Origin of the sequence: Enterocloster citroniae (assembly GCF_040545455.1) — a bacterium.
GTDB classification, from domain to species: domain Bacteria; phylum Bacillota; class Clostridia; order Lachnospirales; family Lachnospiraceae; genus Enterocloster; species Enterocloster citroniae.
In genome coordinates, this window is the sequence record NZ_JBEPLZ010000010.1 from 1 (window position 1) to 16012 (window position 16012).

Consider the following 16012-nt stretch of genomic DNA (forward strand, 5'->3'; position numbering starts at 1 on the left):
AGGAATTGATATGGTTCATCATTTCACGGATTTCTTCTTCCGTATAGTGCTCTTTTGCCTGGTTCTTAGGAATTACATACCGGATCAGTTCATGATTCCGTTCACAGTTGCTTTTCTGGTTGCTGTTCATGGGATCACAGTAAAACACACGGCATTGAACGGTTCCGGTTTTCGGATCTGTTTCGATCCTCACCGGGTCTGTAAACTCACTCCCACGGTCTGTCACAATCACCTGAAACAGCATACGAAAGTAGGTTTCTCCAAGCGTCCGGCGCAGGTCCTGAAAGATCTCTGTCACGCTTGACGCCGTATTTCGCTCCCGCAGGAACATCAGCTGCAGATCACAGGTGGTAAGGAGAATGGTCAGGATTACCTGGCCTCCTTTATGGATCACAACACTGTCCATCTGGCAGACCAAAGCGTCCGGATTCTGGGTCATATGGGCCAGATAATCCTCATAGGTCCGGCCCATATGGCATTTCCGATCTACCCGGAGGACCGGGCCGCTTTTCTTTCGCTCCGGCCTTCGCAGCTTCCGCCGTAAGTCGATATTTCTGGCATCCAGCAGCCCTGCATCAATGTAGGAATAGATGGTGCGGTCCGTCACTGGCAGTTCAGCCCGATACCGGGCGCAGATCGTTGGGAGGGACTGCCCTTTCTTCAGCAGCGGAGAAATGGTATCATTGATCTGGTTCAGTTCCTGTTCTGTCAGGGAAATCCCTCTCCGGGACTCGGAAAGAGTGTTCTCGTATTGCTCCTGAGCGTATTTTGCATCATAGAGCATACGGCGCAGGCGGCAGCGAAGTCGTTTGCCACAGGCATTACAGACAAATGGGGACTTCTCATAATCAGAACAAAACTCCTCCTGATAGTTCGGGCAGCCTTCCTGACATCTTCCGCAGGCCGTCTGGCATTGACGTTTTCCCCTAAAGCAGGCGGAACGGCAGTCCGGGATCCGGGTGCAGGTCTTATGGTGGACGCAGTTGTTGCCATTGGATGTGGATACCAATCTCCTGTGAGCTTTGATCTCTCTGCCAATGGTCGCACGGTCTTTACCGATGTTCTTCGCGATCTGAGCCACCTTGAGCCCCTTCTGGAGCCCCGCCTGGATCGCCAGTCTGTCATCATAGGTAAGGTGTTTCTTGCTCATAGATACCTCCAATCCGAAGGCAGAACCGGAACCACTATACCGGAAGATGACCGAAAAAGGAACCATGAAGTTGCAGTTGCAACTCTATGGCTCCCTGTTCATGTAATTCTAAGTGCAACAGCTTATGTTGCATTTAACTTTTCAATTAACCACTGTCACTACTATTCTTCATTTTTAAATATAATTGGTTTCTAGTCAACCAGCCGTCTTTACCGGCCTCCACATAAGAAAAGAGCACCTATACAGGCTTTATATACCTGTACAAGCGCTCATTTTATTCAGACGTTTCATCCATTTATTATCTCTAATCCCCGACCAGCTTATCAGCAGCATCCAAAAATCTTTCTTCATCCACAATGCGAAATCTGTGTTTATCATAAGCAACAAGGCCTTCCTCCCGATACTGGGCCAGTACCCTGTTTAAACTGCGGATCGGGGTGCATACCTCATTCATAAGCCGTTCTTTTGTCAGATCGCTTAATGTTCCCATCCGGTCATGCCGGTACAGGCAATACAGCACGCGGTCTTTTAACTCCATGGAAGAACTCCTGATATAAGCATCTGAATTTTCCGCAATTTTCAAAGCCATCTGACGGAGCAGGAACTCACAAAACCCGTTATCCTCACGGATCCAGGTTTCCACACCCTTTCTGGAAAGCTTTACAATCCTGCATGTATCAATTGCAGAAACTCCAAGGGTTGTCCGGTTTTCACAATAAAGCTCCACTTCACCGAAACAGCTGTTTTTGCCATATCGGTACAAGGAAATAAACATGCCGTTTAAAGTATACTGGTAGACCTCAGCAGTCCCTTCCAACAAAAGATATAAAGATGAATTTTTCGCATCCGGCACAAGAATACTGCTTCCCTTTGGATAGATCCTGATGTCAAAATAGGGCGTTACCTGCTTTGGGGCGTGGTTGATGAGTTCTTTTACATCCATTTTTGTCACCTCTTTGGTCATAAGACCTATATTTCTGTTCTTGATCGTCTTATGATCATAATATCACAAAATAAGGAGGACGAACATGAGAAAGATGATCATTGACACAGATTGCGGAAGCGATGACGCGGTAGCTCTGATGATGGCGCTGAAATCCAGGGATATATCAGTAGAAGCCATCACCGCGGTAGGAGGAAACGTACCTTTAGACTTTGCTGTAAAAAATGCCCTGATGACAATAGAGGTTACCGGCGGCCAGAAACCACCCCTATTTGTTGGCGCTGTTAAACCTTTGTTCCGAGAGCTTGTGACAGCTGTAAATGTCCACGGCAAAGACGGTATGGGGGACGCCGGGCTGATCCGCCCCACGTTACTTCCTGAAAACGAACACGCAGTGGATGCTATCATCCGAATTGTTAAATCCTGCCCGGATGAAATTGAACTTGTAACCATCGGACCTGCTACAAATGTTGCGCTGGCTATTATGAAAGACCCTGACACCATGAAAAGGGTAAAACAGATCTACACCATGGGAACCTCTGGCTTTGGCCCCGGAAACTGCACTCCGGTCTCGGAATTTAATGTTTATGTGGATGCGGAAGCATTCCATATCATGATCACTGCGGGGATTCCGGTCACCATCATTGGTTTTGATCTATGTCTGGGCAAGTCCGCCCTTACCAAAACAGAATTAGATACCTTAATGAGCAGCGGGAAGAAGGAGGCTATGTTTGCGGTAACATGCAACCGGATGGTGGTCGATTATAATATCACTGCCAATGGTCAGTATTTTCTGGATCTTCCCGATGCAGTTGCCATGGGTGTCATGCTATGGGATGATATTGTACTGGAAAAAAAGCCTTGTTATGCATATGTCTGCCTAAAGGAGGAAGCCGCATATGGACAGGTAATCCTTAATGATGGCTCAAAACTGGCGATCCCGGAAGGATTTGGAGGACATAATCCCAATGTTGAGGTATGCACCAAAATTGATACAGATCTTTTTAAGAAGCGATTATTATCATTGCTTATGTAATACTTAGCCTGGACTCAGAATGTCCGATATTCCGTAAAAGAGATATTGTAACATTCAAAAGGCAAAGCTTGGGTAGCTTTGCCTCTTGTTTTTATGCAGTTTCTCATTCAAATTTATATTAATCTTTGTAAAACAACTTTGACCGTCTTGATTTCATACGGATTTAAATCCACATAAATAAAATGCTTCTCTATTTTTAGGCGTCTTTCATCTTCTTCCAGCATGCTGCACTCCCAGGCCTCCTGCACATTCTGGTCAAACCTGACCATTGCCTGAGTTCTCCTGTTAAACGCCTCATACATGCGCAGGATCAATGCATCGCTATCCTCTGCCTTCTTTATCACTTCGATCATTATATTATCTTTATTTACACTGACAAAAGAATACTCTTCAGGCGGCAGATCCCTGCTATCCTTTTTATTATCCTTTCCCTTATACCGTGCGATCATCGGATTATTGAATTCATATGCTTTCTGAATGGTATTGCCTTCCCGCCAGCCATCTCTGTGAGGGAATATAGAATAGGAAAACTCATGCTTTTCTTTGTCTGCATCAGGATTAGGATAGCAGGCTGATTTCAGCATAGTCAGACCAATCACCCCATTATGTATGTCACATCCGTATTTACAATCGTTTAGGATGCTGACTCCGTATCCGTTTTCCGATATATCGATCCATTTATGTGCACATACTTCAAATTTTGCCTGGTCCCAGGAGGTATTATAATGGGTAGGTCTTTGTACATTTCCATATTGGATTTCATAGCTGGCCTGGTCGGCATGGATATTAACCGGTATATAATTCCTCAGTAAAAGGTTTTTCTCACACCAGTCCACCCGATTGACAATATCAATCTTTGTCCCCTTGGAATAAACAATCACGTCCTGTTGGATCCTGGAGTCCAGATAAGTTCCGGAGATTCTGAGAACCGCCCGCACCGGTCCTCTCTCAATCACTTCAATCTCAGCCTCATCTTCCAGCACCCACGGTTTTTCCGTGTAATAGCTGTTGATATCCCAAGCATCATAATTATGCGGCCGGTCTTCATATGTAACTAACACATTGGCACAGCTGCCCGGCTTTAGAATTTCACGTTGCTCATTTTTGTCATAAATGGATGTAAACTGCCCTTTCCTGTTCCAAGCAACATGCAGTTCCTCCGTATCAATGGAGTTTTCTAAAATGTCAAATGCATCTTCCGGCTCTTTTGTTCCCTCCATCAAGCAGAATGTCCTGTATCCTCTTGAGGGAACCCCCTCAGCCAGAAAAACGCCCTTCCCATCATAAGTTTTCTGGATCGGGTATTCTATGTCTGCATATACAGCTACAGGATTTCGCAGGTTAGGGGTGTGCAGATCAGAGTACTCCAGACATACATATCCCCGGGAAACGAAACTGTTCCGGTTAAAGACAACCAGGCTCTCTCTTTTTGCATGGATTCTGGTAAGAATATGTCTGATCCGTTCCTCCTCCAAAACAGTTCCCGTTGCCAGCACTTCATTGTACTCCCGCTGTGAATCCTCGTAAACTTCCTCAATGGATGAACCGGGAAGGATATCGTGAAACTGGTTTTTTAGGACGATCTTCCACAGATGATCCAACTCCCGATCGGGGTACTGCTGCCCCCATTTGCTTTTGCCCAGAGCCGACAGAAATTCAATATTCTGTAACAGGAATTCAGATCTTCGGTTGTATTTTTTATTCCTGGCCATAGATGTGTAGGTTCCCCTGTGATACTCCAGATACAGTTCGCCGACCCATTTTGGCAGATTCCTTTTTTCTGCCACTTCCTGTTCCAATTCCTGAAAATACTCCGATACACCGGAGATTTTAGTTCGCGGGCATCCGGGAATCCCTCTGGACAGACGTCTCTGGTTTTCCAGCATATCCCTTGTTGTACCACCGCCTCCGTCCCCGTATCCAAAACACATTAAAACACTGCGGTTCAATTCCTTTTGACTGTACCGTTTCCATGTCCCCTTTACTTGGGATGGGTTCAGATATCCGTTATATGTCGTAAAATGGGCCGGCCTTTTCTTACCTTCCACCACAAGGGAAGCATGGTAATCCCGAACAGATATGAAATGTGTTAATAGTTCCGTTCCATCAATCCCCTCCCACAAGAATGTGTCATAAGGCATTTTATTCACTTCATTCCAGCTGATCTTTGTTGTCATAAAATAATGAATGCCGCATTTCTTCATGATCTGGGGCAATGCCGCAGAATATCCAAACACATCAGGAAGCCATAAAATATGATTGTCAACTCCAAATTCTTCCCTAAAGAAACGTTTTCCTGCCATAAGCTGGCGTATCAGAGATTCACCGGAAGTAAGATTGCAGTCCGCCTCAACATACATGCCTCCCTCTGCTTCCCAGCGCCCCGCTTTTACCTTATCCTTTATTTCCCGGTATAGGCCCGGAGCGTTCTCCTTCACATATTCATATAACAATGGCTGGCTTGACATAAACACATACTCAGGATACTGTCTCATTAGTTCCAATGCCGTGGAAAAACTTCTCACCGCCTTATCCTTAGTCACCCCCAGGGTCCACATCCACGCGATATCTATGTGTGTGTGCCCCACCGCATAAACTGTTTCCCTGGACCCGCCGCACTGCTTATCATAAAATTCTTCCATATATCTCTGGGCTTTTTCCAGACTTTCGTAAAAAAGCCCGGAATATTCTTTGCGGAGATCAAGCAGGTTTAAAGATTTGGTAAGTGCTTCTGAGATCGTTAATGCCTCTTGTGAATCCTGATCCAGCAGTTCCATGACCTGGAAGGGGACACTGATGTCATAATAGTATGCCTCTATGTCCCTGTGTAAAACCTTCATTTTCCAATTCATCTGCAAATGAAAATTCTGCACCCCGGTAAATGCGGACAATACAATTTGGTAAACATCGCCTGCCTGGGCCTGTTCTGTCAGCAGTATTTCCCGATGGTTCACATCCAGCCCCTGCTTGGGATATCCGTTTAAATATACCAGGAATTGTGGATTCGTAGCATCCCACTGCCCTTCACATCCTGTTGTCAGTTCCAGGACAACGGTATTACCATTATACTGATCCGGTATGGTTACAATGAACCCAAACCAGTAATACTCGTTATGACCGCCCCAAAGCTGTCCTTGCTCCAACCGCTTCCACTGCCGTCCTTCCAGTTCTTCCAGGTTTCCGATCCGTTCTTCTGTCTTTAGGATCCATATATCCTTAACTGGAATTGTGTCTGAATAGATCAAACTTTGGATGCATGAAATCAGCTTTCTGTTCCTGTCCTCAATAAACAGCATACTCTTACCTCTAATTTTCCCCGGCCTTACACCTTATACCTCAAATGTGCAGTGCTCCCGGACATCTGTCTTTATCTCTATTCCTCTGTTGGTGATTAATTTTACAGATATATTTCCTTTTAAACCTCCGGTTTCTACCTGTACACTTCCCATATCAAATGCGGCTTTAATGAGGTGTTCTTCTCCGTTATAGTATAAAAATTCCGTATACCCTGATTCTTTACCATATACACAGATTGTCAACGCATCATCTGCCCCGGTAATATGGTCCTCCGCCTTGCTTGTCGGCACAATGCTGCCGGCCTTTACGTATAAAGGCATATTATCCAATTCCATTTTAACCGCATCATACTGCTTTCCCTGCTTTATTTCTTCTGAGAAATAATGATACCACTGGCCGTCCGGATAATAGACCTCTCTCTCACCGCCTTCATTCAAGACGGGAGCCACTAAAAATGCATCCCCAAACATCCACTCATCCTCAACACTAAGACAGTTCCTGTCATCCGGGTTAGACAGATACAAATGTTCCATAACTGGAAGCCCCTGTTTTCCTCTGGTGTAAGCGGTTGAGTAAATATACGGTATAAGCTCATACCTGAGTTTGTCAAACTTTCTGAAAATAGTTTCCGCCCTTTCACCAAAGGTCCATGGCTCCCTCGGATTATTGGCTCCATGACACCTTACATGGGAGCAGAACATTCCCGCCTGCATCCATCTGATGTACACCTCTTCGGAAGGCCTTCCCAGGAAGCCGCCCACATCATGACTCCAGAACGTGAAGCCCGACATTCCCATGGATAATCCGCTTCTGATGCTGAATCTCAATCCATCAAAATCAGTAAACGGATCCCCGGCCCAATGGATCGGATATTTCTGCCCGCCCGCATAGGTGGAACGGCCCCATAATATCGGCTCTGCAATAGACTCCCGGGACGCCTCATATGCTGCCCTTGAATACAGATAAGGATATATGTTATGGATTTCATCCCCGTCATAGCCATGATATTTCCCTTCAACAGGAACTCCCTCTCCCATATCTGTCTTTATAACACTAACTCCCATCTGAAACAGGTTTTTCAGCTGTTCTTTATACCACTGGCAGCAGTCCGGGTTTGATAGATCAATGACCGGATTGGAGCGCGCGTCCTCCCCATATGGATTCAGAGGGATCCATCCTTTTTCCCGCAGTTGATCCCTTAATTCCGGAAGACATTCGGAAGTAACGTATGGTTTCTGCCAAAGGCTGAGCTTAATTCCCATGGAATCAAGTTCCTTTATCATCTCTTCAGGATGCGGGAAATTATGTTTACCAAATTTCCAGTCACAGGCCCAGGGAATTTCAAACCAGTCCGTATCAATATTGATCACATCACACGGAAGATCCCTTTTCCTCATCTCCCTGGCCACCTCAAGAACTTCATTCTCGGTTTTATAAGAACAGCGGCTCATCCAAAGCCCAAAGGACCACTTGGGAACCATCGGGCTTTTCCCGGTAATGTCCGTATACCGCTTCAGGATCGTTTTCGGCTCCTCACCGTAAATATAAAAAATATCAATCAGGGATTCACCGTAAATATGGCAGCTTGCACAGCGGTTGGAACGGTTCCCCATAAAAAATTTGCTTCTGTAATGTGTATTTACATACATACCATACCCACGGGTACTAAAATAAAAAGGTAGAGACACGTACGTTCTGGGTGATCCTACAGACAGCGGATCTGTAATAAACACATCCACTTCCTGCATTTTCTTATCCACCGGTGAATACTGCTCACCAAAACCAAAGTAATGCTCATCATGTTCCATTCTGCTTGAGCACACGCCGATCCGCTCACCGGTAGCTGGATTCTCCACAAATCCAAAGGGAAAGCTTTCATGGGTAAACCGGAGGACCTTATCATTGTTTTCCTGGCAGTAGACCTTTTTTCCATCCCTGCCATAAATGGAAAAACCAAATTCCACCAGATTTACCATGGCCTTACATGTATCCGTGGTAATCCATAGCATGTCACCTTCTTCTTTTACCTCATATTGGTCCGTTTGAAGGGGCGGAACCCCCTCAAGCATAACGGTGTGATGCTGCCTCTCTCCGCCCTCGCCTGCAAGAAGGCGGAAAATACCCTTTTCGTACACTTCTAGCCTGAGAAAGCCTTTAAAATGTTCTGTTTCCACAGTCTCATCTATAATAGGCCTTAATTCACCGTCACAGTCGATCTGGGTATTATGTATACAATCCCCCTCTATATCAAGAAGCAGCCCCCATGTCATCTTCTTCCAGTTCGTTATTCTGGCAAACTTCTTTAGCTTCAGATTATAATCTTTCCCCTTTCGGAAGTTATCTTGTGTATACTCATAATACATCTTGATCCTGTCAGGGCTTGGCTCCTTATAATAAACCTTTTTATCCTGTCCCTGTACACGGACTTTAATTTTTTCATCCATCATATTATCCTTTCACACTTCCCATTGTCAGTCCTTTTACAATATTTTTTTGCATTATAAGATAAAATATAACCAGTGGAAGCCCTGTTAATATAACAGCCGGAAGCTGCAGATCATAATTGCTGCTGTACTGCCCAATAAAACTGTAAGCAAACAGAGGCAGCGTTTTTACCTCCTTTTTTGTCAGCACAAGAAGGGGGAGCAGAAATGAATTCCAAAACGTAAGGATATTCAGCACGATCACTGTAGATGTTATGGGCTTCATCAGCGGGAATATGATCTTAATAAACAGTCCCACCTCACTGCATCCATCGATTCTGGCCGCCTCATCCAGCTGAACCGGAATGGATTTTATAAATCCATGATACAAAAATATGGAAAATGCAATCTTTGTACTTGCTTCTATTAATCCTAATGCAGCCAGATTGTTCAGCATATGCCATTTTTTAAGCAGCTGCACCAGCGGAAGCATGATAACTTCAAACGGCAGCAGCATGGAAACTGTAAAATAAAAGAATAACAGCCTGCTCAGCCCTGTCTTTGTCCGCGAAAGCTTGTAGGATGCAAGGGAACTTACTGCCACTACGATTCCAAGCCCCACGGATGTAGATATGACGGTGTTTAGAAAATATTTGATAAAATCCGCTTGTTTCCAAACATTTTTAAAGTTATCAAAGGTGGGATGGAAAGGAAATTTCAGAGGGTCAGCAAAAATATCCCCATACGGTTTAAATGAGTTTATGATGATCAAATAGATCGGTACTGCAAATAATACAGCCAGCAGGATCGTTATGATCAGCACCAGGCTCTGCCTTCTTTTCATCAGCTTTCCACCTCCTTTCCTTTTAATACGGCCAACTGCACGGTAGTGACAATTGCGACCAGGACAAACATAATAATTGCTTGTGCGATGGCCTGACCAAAATTATTCTTCTGGTAGGCGGTATTATAGCTTAACAATGCCAGGGTCTCGGTAGAACGGTACGGTCCCCCTCCCGTCATCAAAAATACGATTTCAAACTGTTTTAACCCATTCATAGTGATCAGAAAAACACCTACTATAATGGATGGGAGAATTAACGGCACCTTTATCCTGAACAACATCTGAAGGGGACTGATTCCATCAAGCATGGCAGATTCCACCACATTTGCATCCACTGTACTTAAGCCTGCCAGATAAATCACTGTCAAATATCCGGTTCCCAGCCAGAACGAGACTATGATCGTTGACCAGAACGCTGTCCCGGATTGGCTGAACCAGCTTCGTTCCAGCAATTCCATCCCCATCTGCTGTCCCGCTGCCGGCAGGACCTTAGTGAAGATAAATCCCCATATAAATGCCACGATTACACCTGAAAGAACATTTGGTATAAAAAACACGCCTCTCAAAAAACCTTTTAACCGATTAGTGCTGTCCAGCAGACTGGCCACGATCAGTGCACCAAAATTCTGTGTGATCACTGTCAGTACTGTAAACTTAACCGTAAACCATAAGGCTGACATAAAATGTTTATCTCTAAATAATTTCTTATAGTTCTCTATTCCCACATATAACTTATCCGGGCTGATCCCGTCCCAGTCATATAGGGAATAGTGAATTCCGCTGATAAATGGATATACTACAAATATGCTGAACAGCATCAATGCAGGAAGGACAAAAATCATCAGCCAGACATTTTCTTTTCTCCTTATATAACTTTTCTTCATGGCTTTGGCTCCTGAATTCTATGGGTTTTTCACTAATTTTCAAACTCTGTCCAGGCGGTGTTCATCTCATCAATTGCTTCCTCTTTGGAAATGTCCCCAAGCAGAAATTTGTCCATGGCTGAAATCAGTTCTGTCTCCACGCCCTGTGGAAATAGATTGCTTGCCCATGCTGATGCTTTGCCCTCGGACGTCCATTTCTGTGCATCCATCATAACTTGGGAGCCCGTAGGTGTTACGCCCTTAATCGCAGATAAAATCTCCATATCATTTGAAAGCCAATCCTTTACTTCCTGGGAAGTAACCATCCAGTTGATAAACTCCAGCGCTGCATCTCTGTTAGCCGAATCCCTGCTCACATGCAGACCGGCTGAGGCGCATGTATAGATCTTGGCATCTGCTGGGTCATTGCTCAGAGGGTAAGGCATAAGCCCAATCGTACTGTCCGGGTTTGCTTTCCTGGCATTCTGTACGATCTGATCCCCACAAATCATCATTGCAGCTTCCCCTGTTCCCAGTTTTGCTCCTGCAGTGGCGAAATCATCATTAAATGGATTGGGCTGCAGATATTTTCCCACAAGCTCCGCTCCATCAAAAATCTTATAGATAAATTCAAAATCCTTTAATTCTTTTTCTTTATTGGCCAGCTGTTCAATATTTTGTTTATAATTTTCATCTACACCAAAGGTAAAACCAAACAGCTGTTTCTTTACATAATCTGATTTATATCCCATGGCAAAAGGAATGATGCCCGCATCCTGTATCTTCCTGCATACAACGTCCAATTCTTCCAGTGTTTCTGGCGCTTCAGTAATACCAAGCTTCTCAAATACCTCCTGATTGTAAAGGACACCCCAAGCCTGGGTCACAAAAGGAATGGCTGTCAACTCCCCGTTGGATGCTTTAAATTCCGGCCCGATCTCCACTTCTTTTACAAATTCTTCATTGGAAAGATCATAGCTTACCGATGCGTAATTTTGATTTTTCATATACGGCCCACTGATAAAAATATCCGGGACCTCTCCTGATGCCACTCTTGTCTGAAGGATCTTGTCATAATCCGAACCAATACATTCTATCTTCAACTCCACATCAGGGTTCGCCTCTGCATACATCTCTGCAAGTTTATCGAACTGATCCTGATATTGTTCCAGATAGTGAAAAAAGGTCAATTCCGTTTTTGCATGGCTTTCCCCCTGTACACTGTTCTGGCCCGCGCCTGGATTTTCTTTTGCCCCATTTGCCCCACAGCCTGTCAGCAGTCCCCCAGCTGTGATAAGTGCCATCATAGCCGCCATTATACTTCTCCGTTTCATATGATCCTCCTTATTGTTTGAGTGCTCTCAGTTCTTTTGTTATATTCACATAATACAGGCTTAAGGTGCGTTTTAAAATGCTCATTTTTGACTGTCAGTTGTAATATTTTGCCTCATTTACCTATTAACTGCACAGAAAATATTACAAAAATAACTGCTCCACATGCAAACAGCACAATGAAGCAGTTCCCTTCTGTTATTTGTTTTTCCTGAAATCCTGCGGGCTTACCCCATATTTTTTCTTAAATTGCTTGCTAAAATAACTAAGGCTTTCAAAGCCAGTCCTCTCCGCCACCTCCGATACATTCATTTTTGAATTGCCAAGCATCTCCTTTGCCTTTTCCAGGCGGAGCGTATTTACATACTCAATATAGTTGATTCCAAGATATTTTACAAACATACGGCTTACTGTAGAAGCATTGAAATAAAACTGATCAGAAACCTCTGAAAGGCTTATTTTTTTATTATAATTTTTTTGAATATAATACAGGACCTCCCGCAGCTTATCCGGTATCTCTACTGCCTCTGCTCCCGAGATCTCCCATATTTCTTCCATAAACTCCTTGATCCAGCGTTGAGCAAACTTCTTTGTAAACATCAGTTTTCCTGAATAAAGCTCCTCCATCTTTTCTGAAACACGTTTTTCCATACGAAGGCCTTTCTCATTCAGTCTTCTGCCAATCTCAAAAATAAGGCCTGATATGAATATCTTTCTCTCGTAAATGGTCCTGATCCCGCTGTTTTCCATATTCTCAAACATATAATGTACCGTTTTTTCAAACTGCTCTCTGTTTCGGTTTTTACCACAATATAGCAGTTCCCCTGCCCAATAAGCCGTCTCTGATCTTGTCTGCGGCACAGGTTCCGGCCTGGCCGTCCGCACCACCCGTCCATCTTCACCTAAATCAGCATAATTTATAAATTCGCATATTTCCATATACATCTGATAAAGATCCGTCTTTGATTCATCACTATACACAGCGTAAGCGTTAAGGCCATATCGGTTCTCTAATCTGTGGGTCACACAGTTTAACGCTTCGTTCAGCCCTCGTGACTCTGTCCTGTTTACCGTAAAGAAACATGCATACTGGTAAATTTCCTCTTTAGGTGCATATGGTGTGAGGTTGGGTATCTGATGCTCCGCCTGACACATGACAAAATACTGAAGCACTTCAACCGAGCCATTATAATTTTTCTTTAAAACTGTTTGAAAATCTTCAATGAAAATCCCAAACATAATCTCCTTCTGTTCTTCATTTTCCTTATGACCATTTCCCTTTCCCGTCTGTACCTTTTTCGTCTGAATCTTTGTTGTATCTATCCTCTCATTCTGTGCCCTTCCCGTGGCCTTTTGTATGGCATCTCTGATCTGCTTTTCATCGATCGGCTTTTGAATATAATCCACCACATACTTTTTTATAATAGCTGCCTTGGTATACCGGAAATCCGTATATCCGCTGACAATGATGATCTTTGCCTGGAATGTATTCTCATCCAATATATTAAGAAGATCGGCTCCATCCAGAACCGGCATATTCATATCCAAAAAGATAAGATCCGGCTGCACTTTCTCAATCATCTGGTACCCTTCCAGGCCATTTCTTGCCTCATAAACCTCATCCCCGGATTCCGATGTCATGCCGGCTAATATCTTTATGCTCTCTCTTGTACTTATCTCATCATCTATGATCAGAACCTTCATGATAACCTCCCGGTATTGATACCTTCACACAAAACCATTGGCCTTGCTCAATCCGCACATATGCCCCCGGATACTTCTCCTTTAACCGGCAGCTTGCACTCAAAAGCCCTGTATGACCTGATGCAATATAATTCTCTCCTTTTTCCATCTCTGCGTTCAGCTTCTCCATCTGCGCAGACTCCATGCCCTTCCCGTTATCGCATATCAGGACCGTAATATCCCCGTTGTTATGGCATATATCTATCCTTACTTTATAATCTCCTGTTTTACCCTTAAAGCCATGTACAAAGCAGTTTTCCACCAGCGGCTGGAGAATCATCTTGGGAACCATACAGTCCAGGCCTGTCTCCGGCCTGTCCAACTGCAGATCCAGCTCATCAACATACCGGAATTTCTGGATATTCAGATATTCCAATACATTTTCCACCTCTTCCTCCAAAGTCACCTGCTGCTTATCCCAATCCAGACTGTAGCGCAGGATCTTCCCCAGTGATGTCAGCATTGCGTTCATTTCAAATGCTTTTCGTTTTAATGCCATAAACTGAAGTGTCTGCAGAGAGTTATACAAAAAATGAGGATTTATCTGCATGGTCAGCAGCATCAGGTATGCTTTTTTCTCTTTATACCTTGCATCGCTCTTTTCTTCTATCAGCTGATTGATCTCATGCATCATACCGGAAAATTCTTCTGCCAGTTCTTTCATCTCATCGAGTTCCGGCTCTATTTTCAATTCCACATTTTCCGTTGTATTCCTGAAGCTGATGATCGACTGCGTAAACTTCCTGATAGATCCGCTGACAAGGCGGGACAGAATAAGAGCCAGCACAGCAATAATGATCATGATCAGTATGAACATCAGGATTAGACCGTTTCTATAAGGCAGCAATTCATCCATGAGCACCTGCATAGATATGCATTTGACCACATCATAGGGAAAATCAGCCAGCTTCTGCTTTATGACTACGTATGGCTCGTCTTCATTCATATAAGAAACTCCCTGGGGAGCTGACTGCAATGATGTCCTGATCTTATCCGGGAAATATTCTCCGAATTCTCCATATAAAAACTGACCATCGTCATCAATCACATAGTTTCCGTCCGCACCGCCTTTTGCGGGATTTGAAAAAATAGGTTCAAATATCTCATCTCCATATACAATTTCCATACGTACCAGAGAACGGTAATTCAGATCCATGATATTCTGATCCAAAACAACCAGATACTCCCCGGTTACCTGATCCTTCACCGTGCTGATATGGTATCTGACATCCTCTGCATAATAGGGATTTATAAAATAAGACTCCTGTTCCTTTTCATTCTCAATTCGGTAGAACCTGTTGCTCTCATTTCTCTTTCTGTAAATCATTAAATTCAATTTTTCCACATAGAATGTAAGTGATTTTATTTTATCATCACTGAAAAAAATCGCACTCACTTTTCCATTTAACAATTTTTGTTCATCTTCGCTTATTCCCGATCCTTTGTTAAGGATCTCCATTGTCTTTTGATCATTATAAATAAGCAGGGATTTGTCCTTTATATCGTCAAACAAGCCATCACATAATCTTGACATATATAAAGTGTTCTCCTCATATGACTGGATCTGCCTTTCAATCATCTGCTCATTTGTCTTTTTCCATATGACACTCATGGCAGCAATAAGAGGGATCACAACAAAGAATGTAACACTTAAAAAGATTCTGCTCCTCAGGCTTTTTCCAAGTTTTCTCACATCACACCCCCATTACCAAGTTTTAATCAGAAGTGTCCCCGATAGCTACTTATTCATTCTATCATTCCAAACAAGTGTTTGCAATATGAAAGACGCCCATTTTCTGAGCGTCTCCTACTATTGAATATTACAGCATCCGCTTTTCATTTTTTGCACACTCAAATTATTTCCTATCATCTCGGAGGATTCCATAAATCACTTGCTCTATTGCAATTCCATCCAAATTCTTTTTAATACCCTCCCTTTTCATTCCTGCTTTCTCTAAAACCTTTTGTGAAGCGGTATTATCCATATGACTCCATGCATGCACTCTACTAATGGATTTGTCCTCAAATAGATATCTGATCACTTCAGAAAGTGCCTCCGTTGCATATCCCTTTCCCCACGCATTCCTAAAAATACTGTATCCTATTTCAATACTGTTGGTTTGTGGCTCATAATCATAGGCGCCGATCGTTCCTATTATTTCATCCTTGAATTGAATAACCCAACTGTAAAAATTCTTATCTTCGGAATTTTGAATATCTTGTTCTATCTTTTTTTTAGCAGAATCTAACGTGATATAGGGATTCCATCCGGTGTACTTTGGCATTTCCGCATCACATCCAAGAAATTTATATAAAGTTTCTGCATCTTCCAGCTTTTCATTTCTTAAAATAAGTCTTTCTGTTTTAAGGTTAACCATCTG

Annotated in this window: 11 protein-coding genes; 1 reads left to right on the forward strand and 10 read right to left on the reverse strand. The window is 43.4% G+C overall.

Features of this window, described 5'->3' with window-relative positions:
• Both ABID13_RS14730 and ABID13_RS14735 read right to left on the reverse strand, forming a co-directional pair.
• On the reverse strand, positions 1 to 1150 hold a 1150-nt coding region (locus ABID13_RS14730; protein ID WP_354021042.1), incomplete at its 3' end, for an IS30 family transposase.
• A 304-nt stretch (positions 1151 to 1454) separates the two neighbouring features.
• On the reverse strand, positions 1455 to 2093 hold the full coding sequence (locus ABID13_RS14735; protein WP_048930888.1) for a Crp/Fnr family transcriptional regulator: 639 nt from the start codon (positions 2091 to 2093) through the stop codon (positions 1455 to 1457).
• Positions 2094 to 2178: 85 nt separating this feature from the next.
• Here ABID13_RS14735 and ABID13_RS14740 point away from each other — a divergent pair, with 85 nt between their 5' ends.
• Positions 2179 to 3129, forward strand: a complete 951-nt coding sequence (locus tag ABID13_RS14740; protein ID WP_048930887.1) for a nucleoside hydrolase — start codon at positions 2179 to 2181, stop codon at positions 3127 to 3129.
• Between the two features lie 113 nt (positions 3130 to 3242).
• Here ABID13_RS14740 and ABID13_RS14745 read toward each other — a convergent pair whose 3' ends face one another.
• The 8 genes from ABID13_RS14745 to ABID13_RS14780 all read right to left on the reverse strand — a co-directional run bounded on the left by ABID13_RS14745 (position 3243) and on the right by ABID13_RS14780 (position 16009).
• Positions 3243 to 6425, reverse strand: a complete 3183-nt coding sequence (locus ABID13_RS14745; protein ID WP_048930886.1) for an alpha-mannosidase — start codon at positions 6423 to 6425, stop codon at positions 3243 to 3245.
• Positions 6426 to 6458: 33 nt separating this feature from the next.
• A complete protein-coding gene (locus ABID13_RS14750) occupies positions 6459 to 8873 on the reverse strand; it encodes a glycoside hydrolase family 31 protein (RefSeq protein ID WP_048930885.1) in 2415 nt (804 codons plus the stop codon).
• Position 8874: 1 nt separating this feature from the next.
• The gene (locus tag ABID13_RS14755; RefSeq protein ID WP_007859414.1) at positions 8875 to 9693 is read right to left on the reverse strand and encodes a carbohydrate ABC transporter permease; all 819 of its coding nucleotides are present in this window, start codon (positions 9691 to 9693) and stop codon (positions 8875 to 8877) included.
• The gene (locus ABID13_RS14760) at positions 9693 to 10577 is read right to left on the reverse strand and encodes a carbohydrate ABC transporter permease (protein ID WP_007859416.1); all 885 of its coding nucleotides are present in this window, start codon (positions 10575 to 10577) and stop codon (positions 9693 to 9695) included. Before ABID13_RS14760 ends, ABID13_RS14755 begins: the two co-directional genes overlap by 1 nt.
• 32 nt (positions 10578 to 10609) lie before the next feature.
• Positions 10610 to 11890, reverse strand: coding sequence for an ABC transporter substrate-binding protein (locus ABID13_RS14765; RefSeq protein ID WP_045093921.1), 1281 nt, complete (start codon positions 11888 to 11890; stop codon positions 10610 to 10612).
• 196 nt (positions 11891 to 12086) lie between these two features.
• Positions 12087 to 13592 carry a response regulator transcription factor gene (locus ABID13_RS14770; protein WP_048930884.1) on the reverse strand — a complete coding sequence of 502 codons (1506 nt, stop codon included), beginning with the start codon at positions 13590 to 13592 and terminating at the stop codon, positions 12087 to 12089.
• Complete coding sequence (locus ABID13_RS14775) at positions 13570 to 15324, reverse strand: sensor histidine kinase (protein WP_045093920.1); 1755 nt, start codon at positions 15322 to 15324, stop codon at positions 13570 to 13572. Before ABID13_RS14775 ends, ABID13_RS14770 begins: the two co-directional genes overlap by 23 nt.
• Before the next feature lie 163 nt (positions 15325 to 15487).
• Positions 15488 to 16009 carry a GNAT family N-acetyltransferase gene (locus ABID13_RS14780; protein ID WP_048930883.1) on the reverse strand — a complete coding sequence of 174 codons (522 nt, stop codon included), beginning with the start codon at positions 16007 to 16009 and terminating at the stop codon, positions 15488 to 15490.
• Between the last annotated feature and the right edge of the window lie 3 nt (positions 16010 to 16012).

What these genes read in the sequence shown, in the direction of transcription:
- ABID13_RS14735 (WP_048930888.1), bottom strand. Translation starts at nt 2,093, where the DNA reads ATGGATGTAAAAGAACTCATCAACCACGCCCCAAAGCAGGTAACGCCC.
- ABID13_RS14740 (WP_048930887.1), top strand. Translation starts at nt 2,179, where the DNA reads ATGAGAAAGATGATCATTGACACAGATTGCGGAAGCGATGACGCGGTA.
- ABID13_RS14745 (WP_048930886.1), bottom strand. Translation starts at nt 6,425, where the DNA reads ATGCTGTTTATTGAGGACAGGAACAGAAAGCTGATTTCATGCATCCAA.
- ABID13_RS14750 (WP_048930885.1), bottom strand. Translation starts at nt 8,873, where the DNA reads ATGATGGATGAAAAAATTAAAGTCCGTGTACAGGGACAGGATAAAAAG.
- ABID13_RS14755 (WP_007859414.1), bottom strand. Translation starts at nt 9,693, where the DNA reads ATGAAAAGAAGGCAGAGCCTGGTGCTGATCATAACGATCCTGCTGGCT.
- ABID13_RS14760 (WP_007859416.1), bottom strand. Translation starts at nt 10,577, where the DNA reads ATGAAGAAAAGTTATATAAGGAGAAAAGAAAATGTCTGGCTGATGATT.
- ABID13_RS14765 (WP_045093921.1), bottom strand. Translation starts at nt 11,890, where the DNA reads ATGAAACGGAGAAGTATAATGGCGGCTATGATGGCACTTATCACAGCT.
- ABID13_RS14770 (WP_048930884.1), bottom strand. Translation starts at nt 13,592, where the DNA reads ATGAAGGTTCTGATCATAGATGATGAGATAAGTACAAGAGAGAGCATA.
- ABID13_RS14780 (WP_048930883.1), bottom strand. Translation starts at nt 16,009, where the DNA reads ATGGTTAACCTTAAAACAGAAAGACTTATTTTAAGAAATGAAAAGCTG.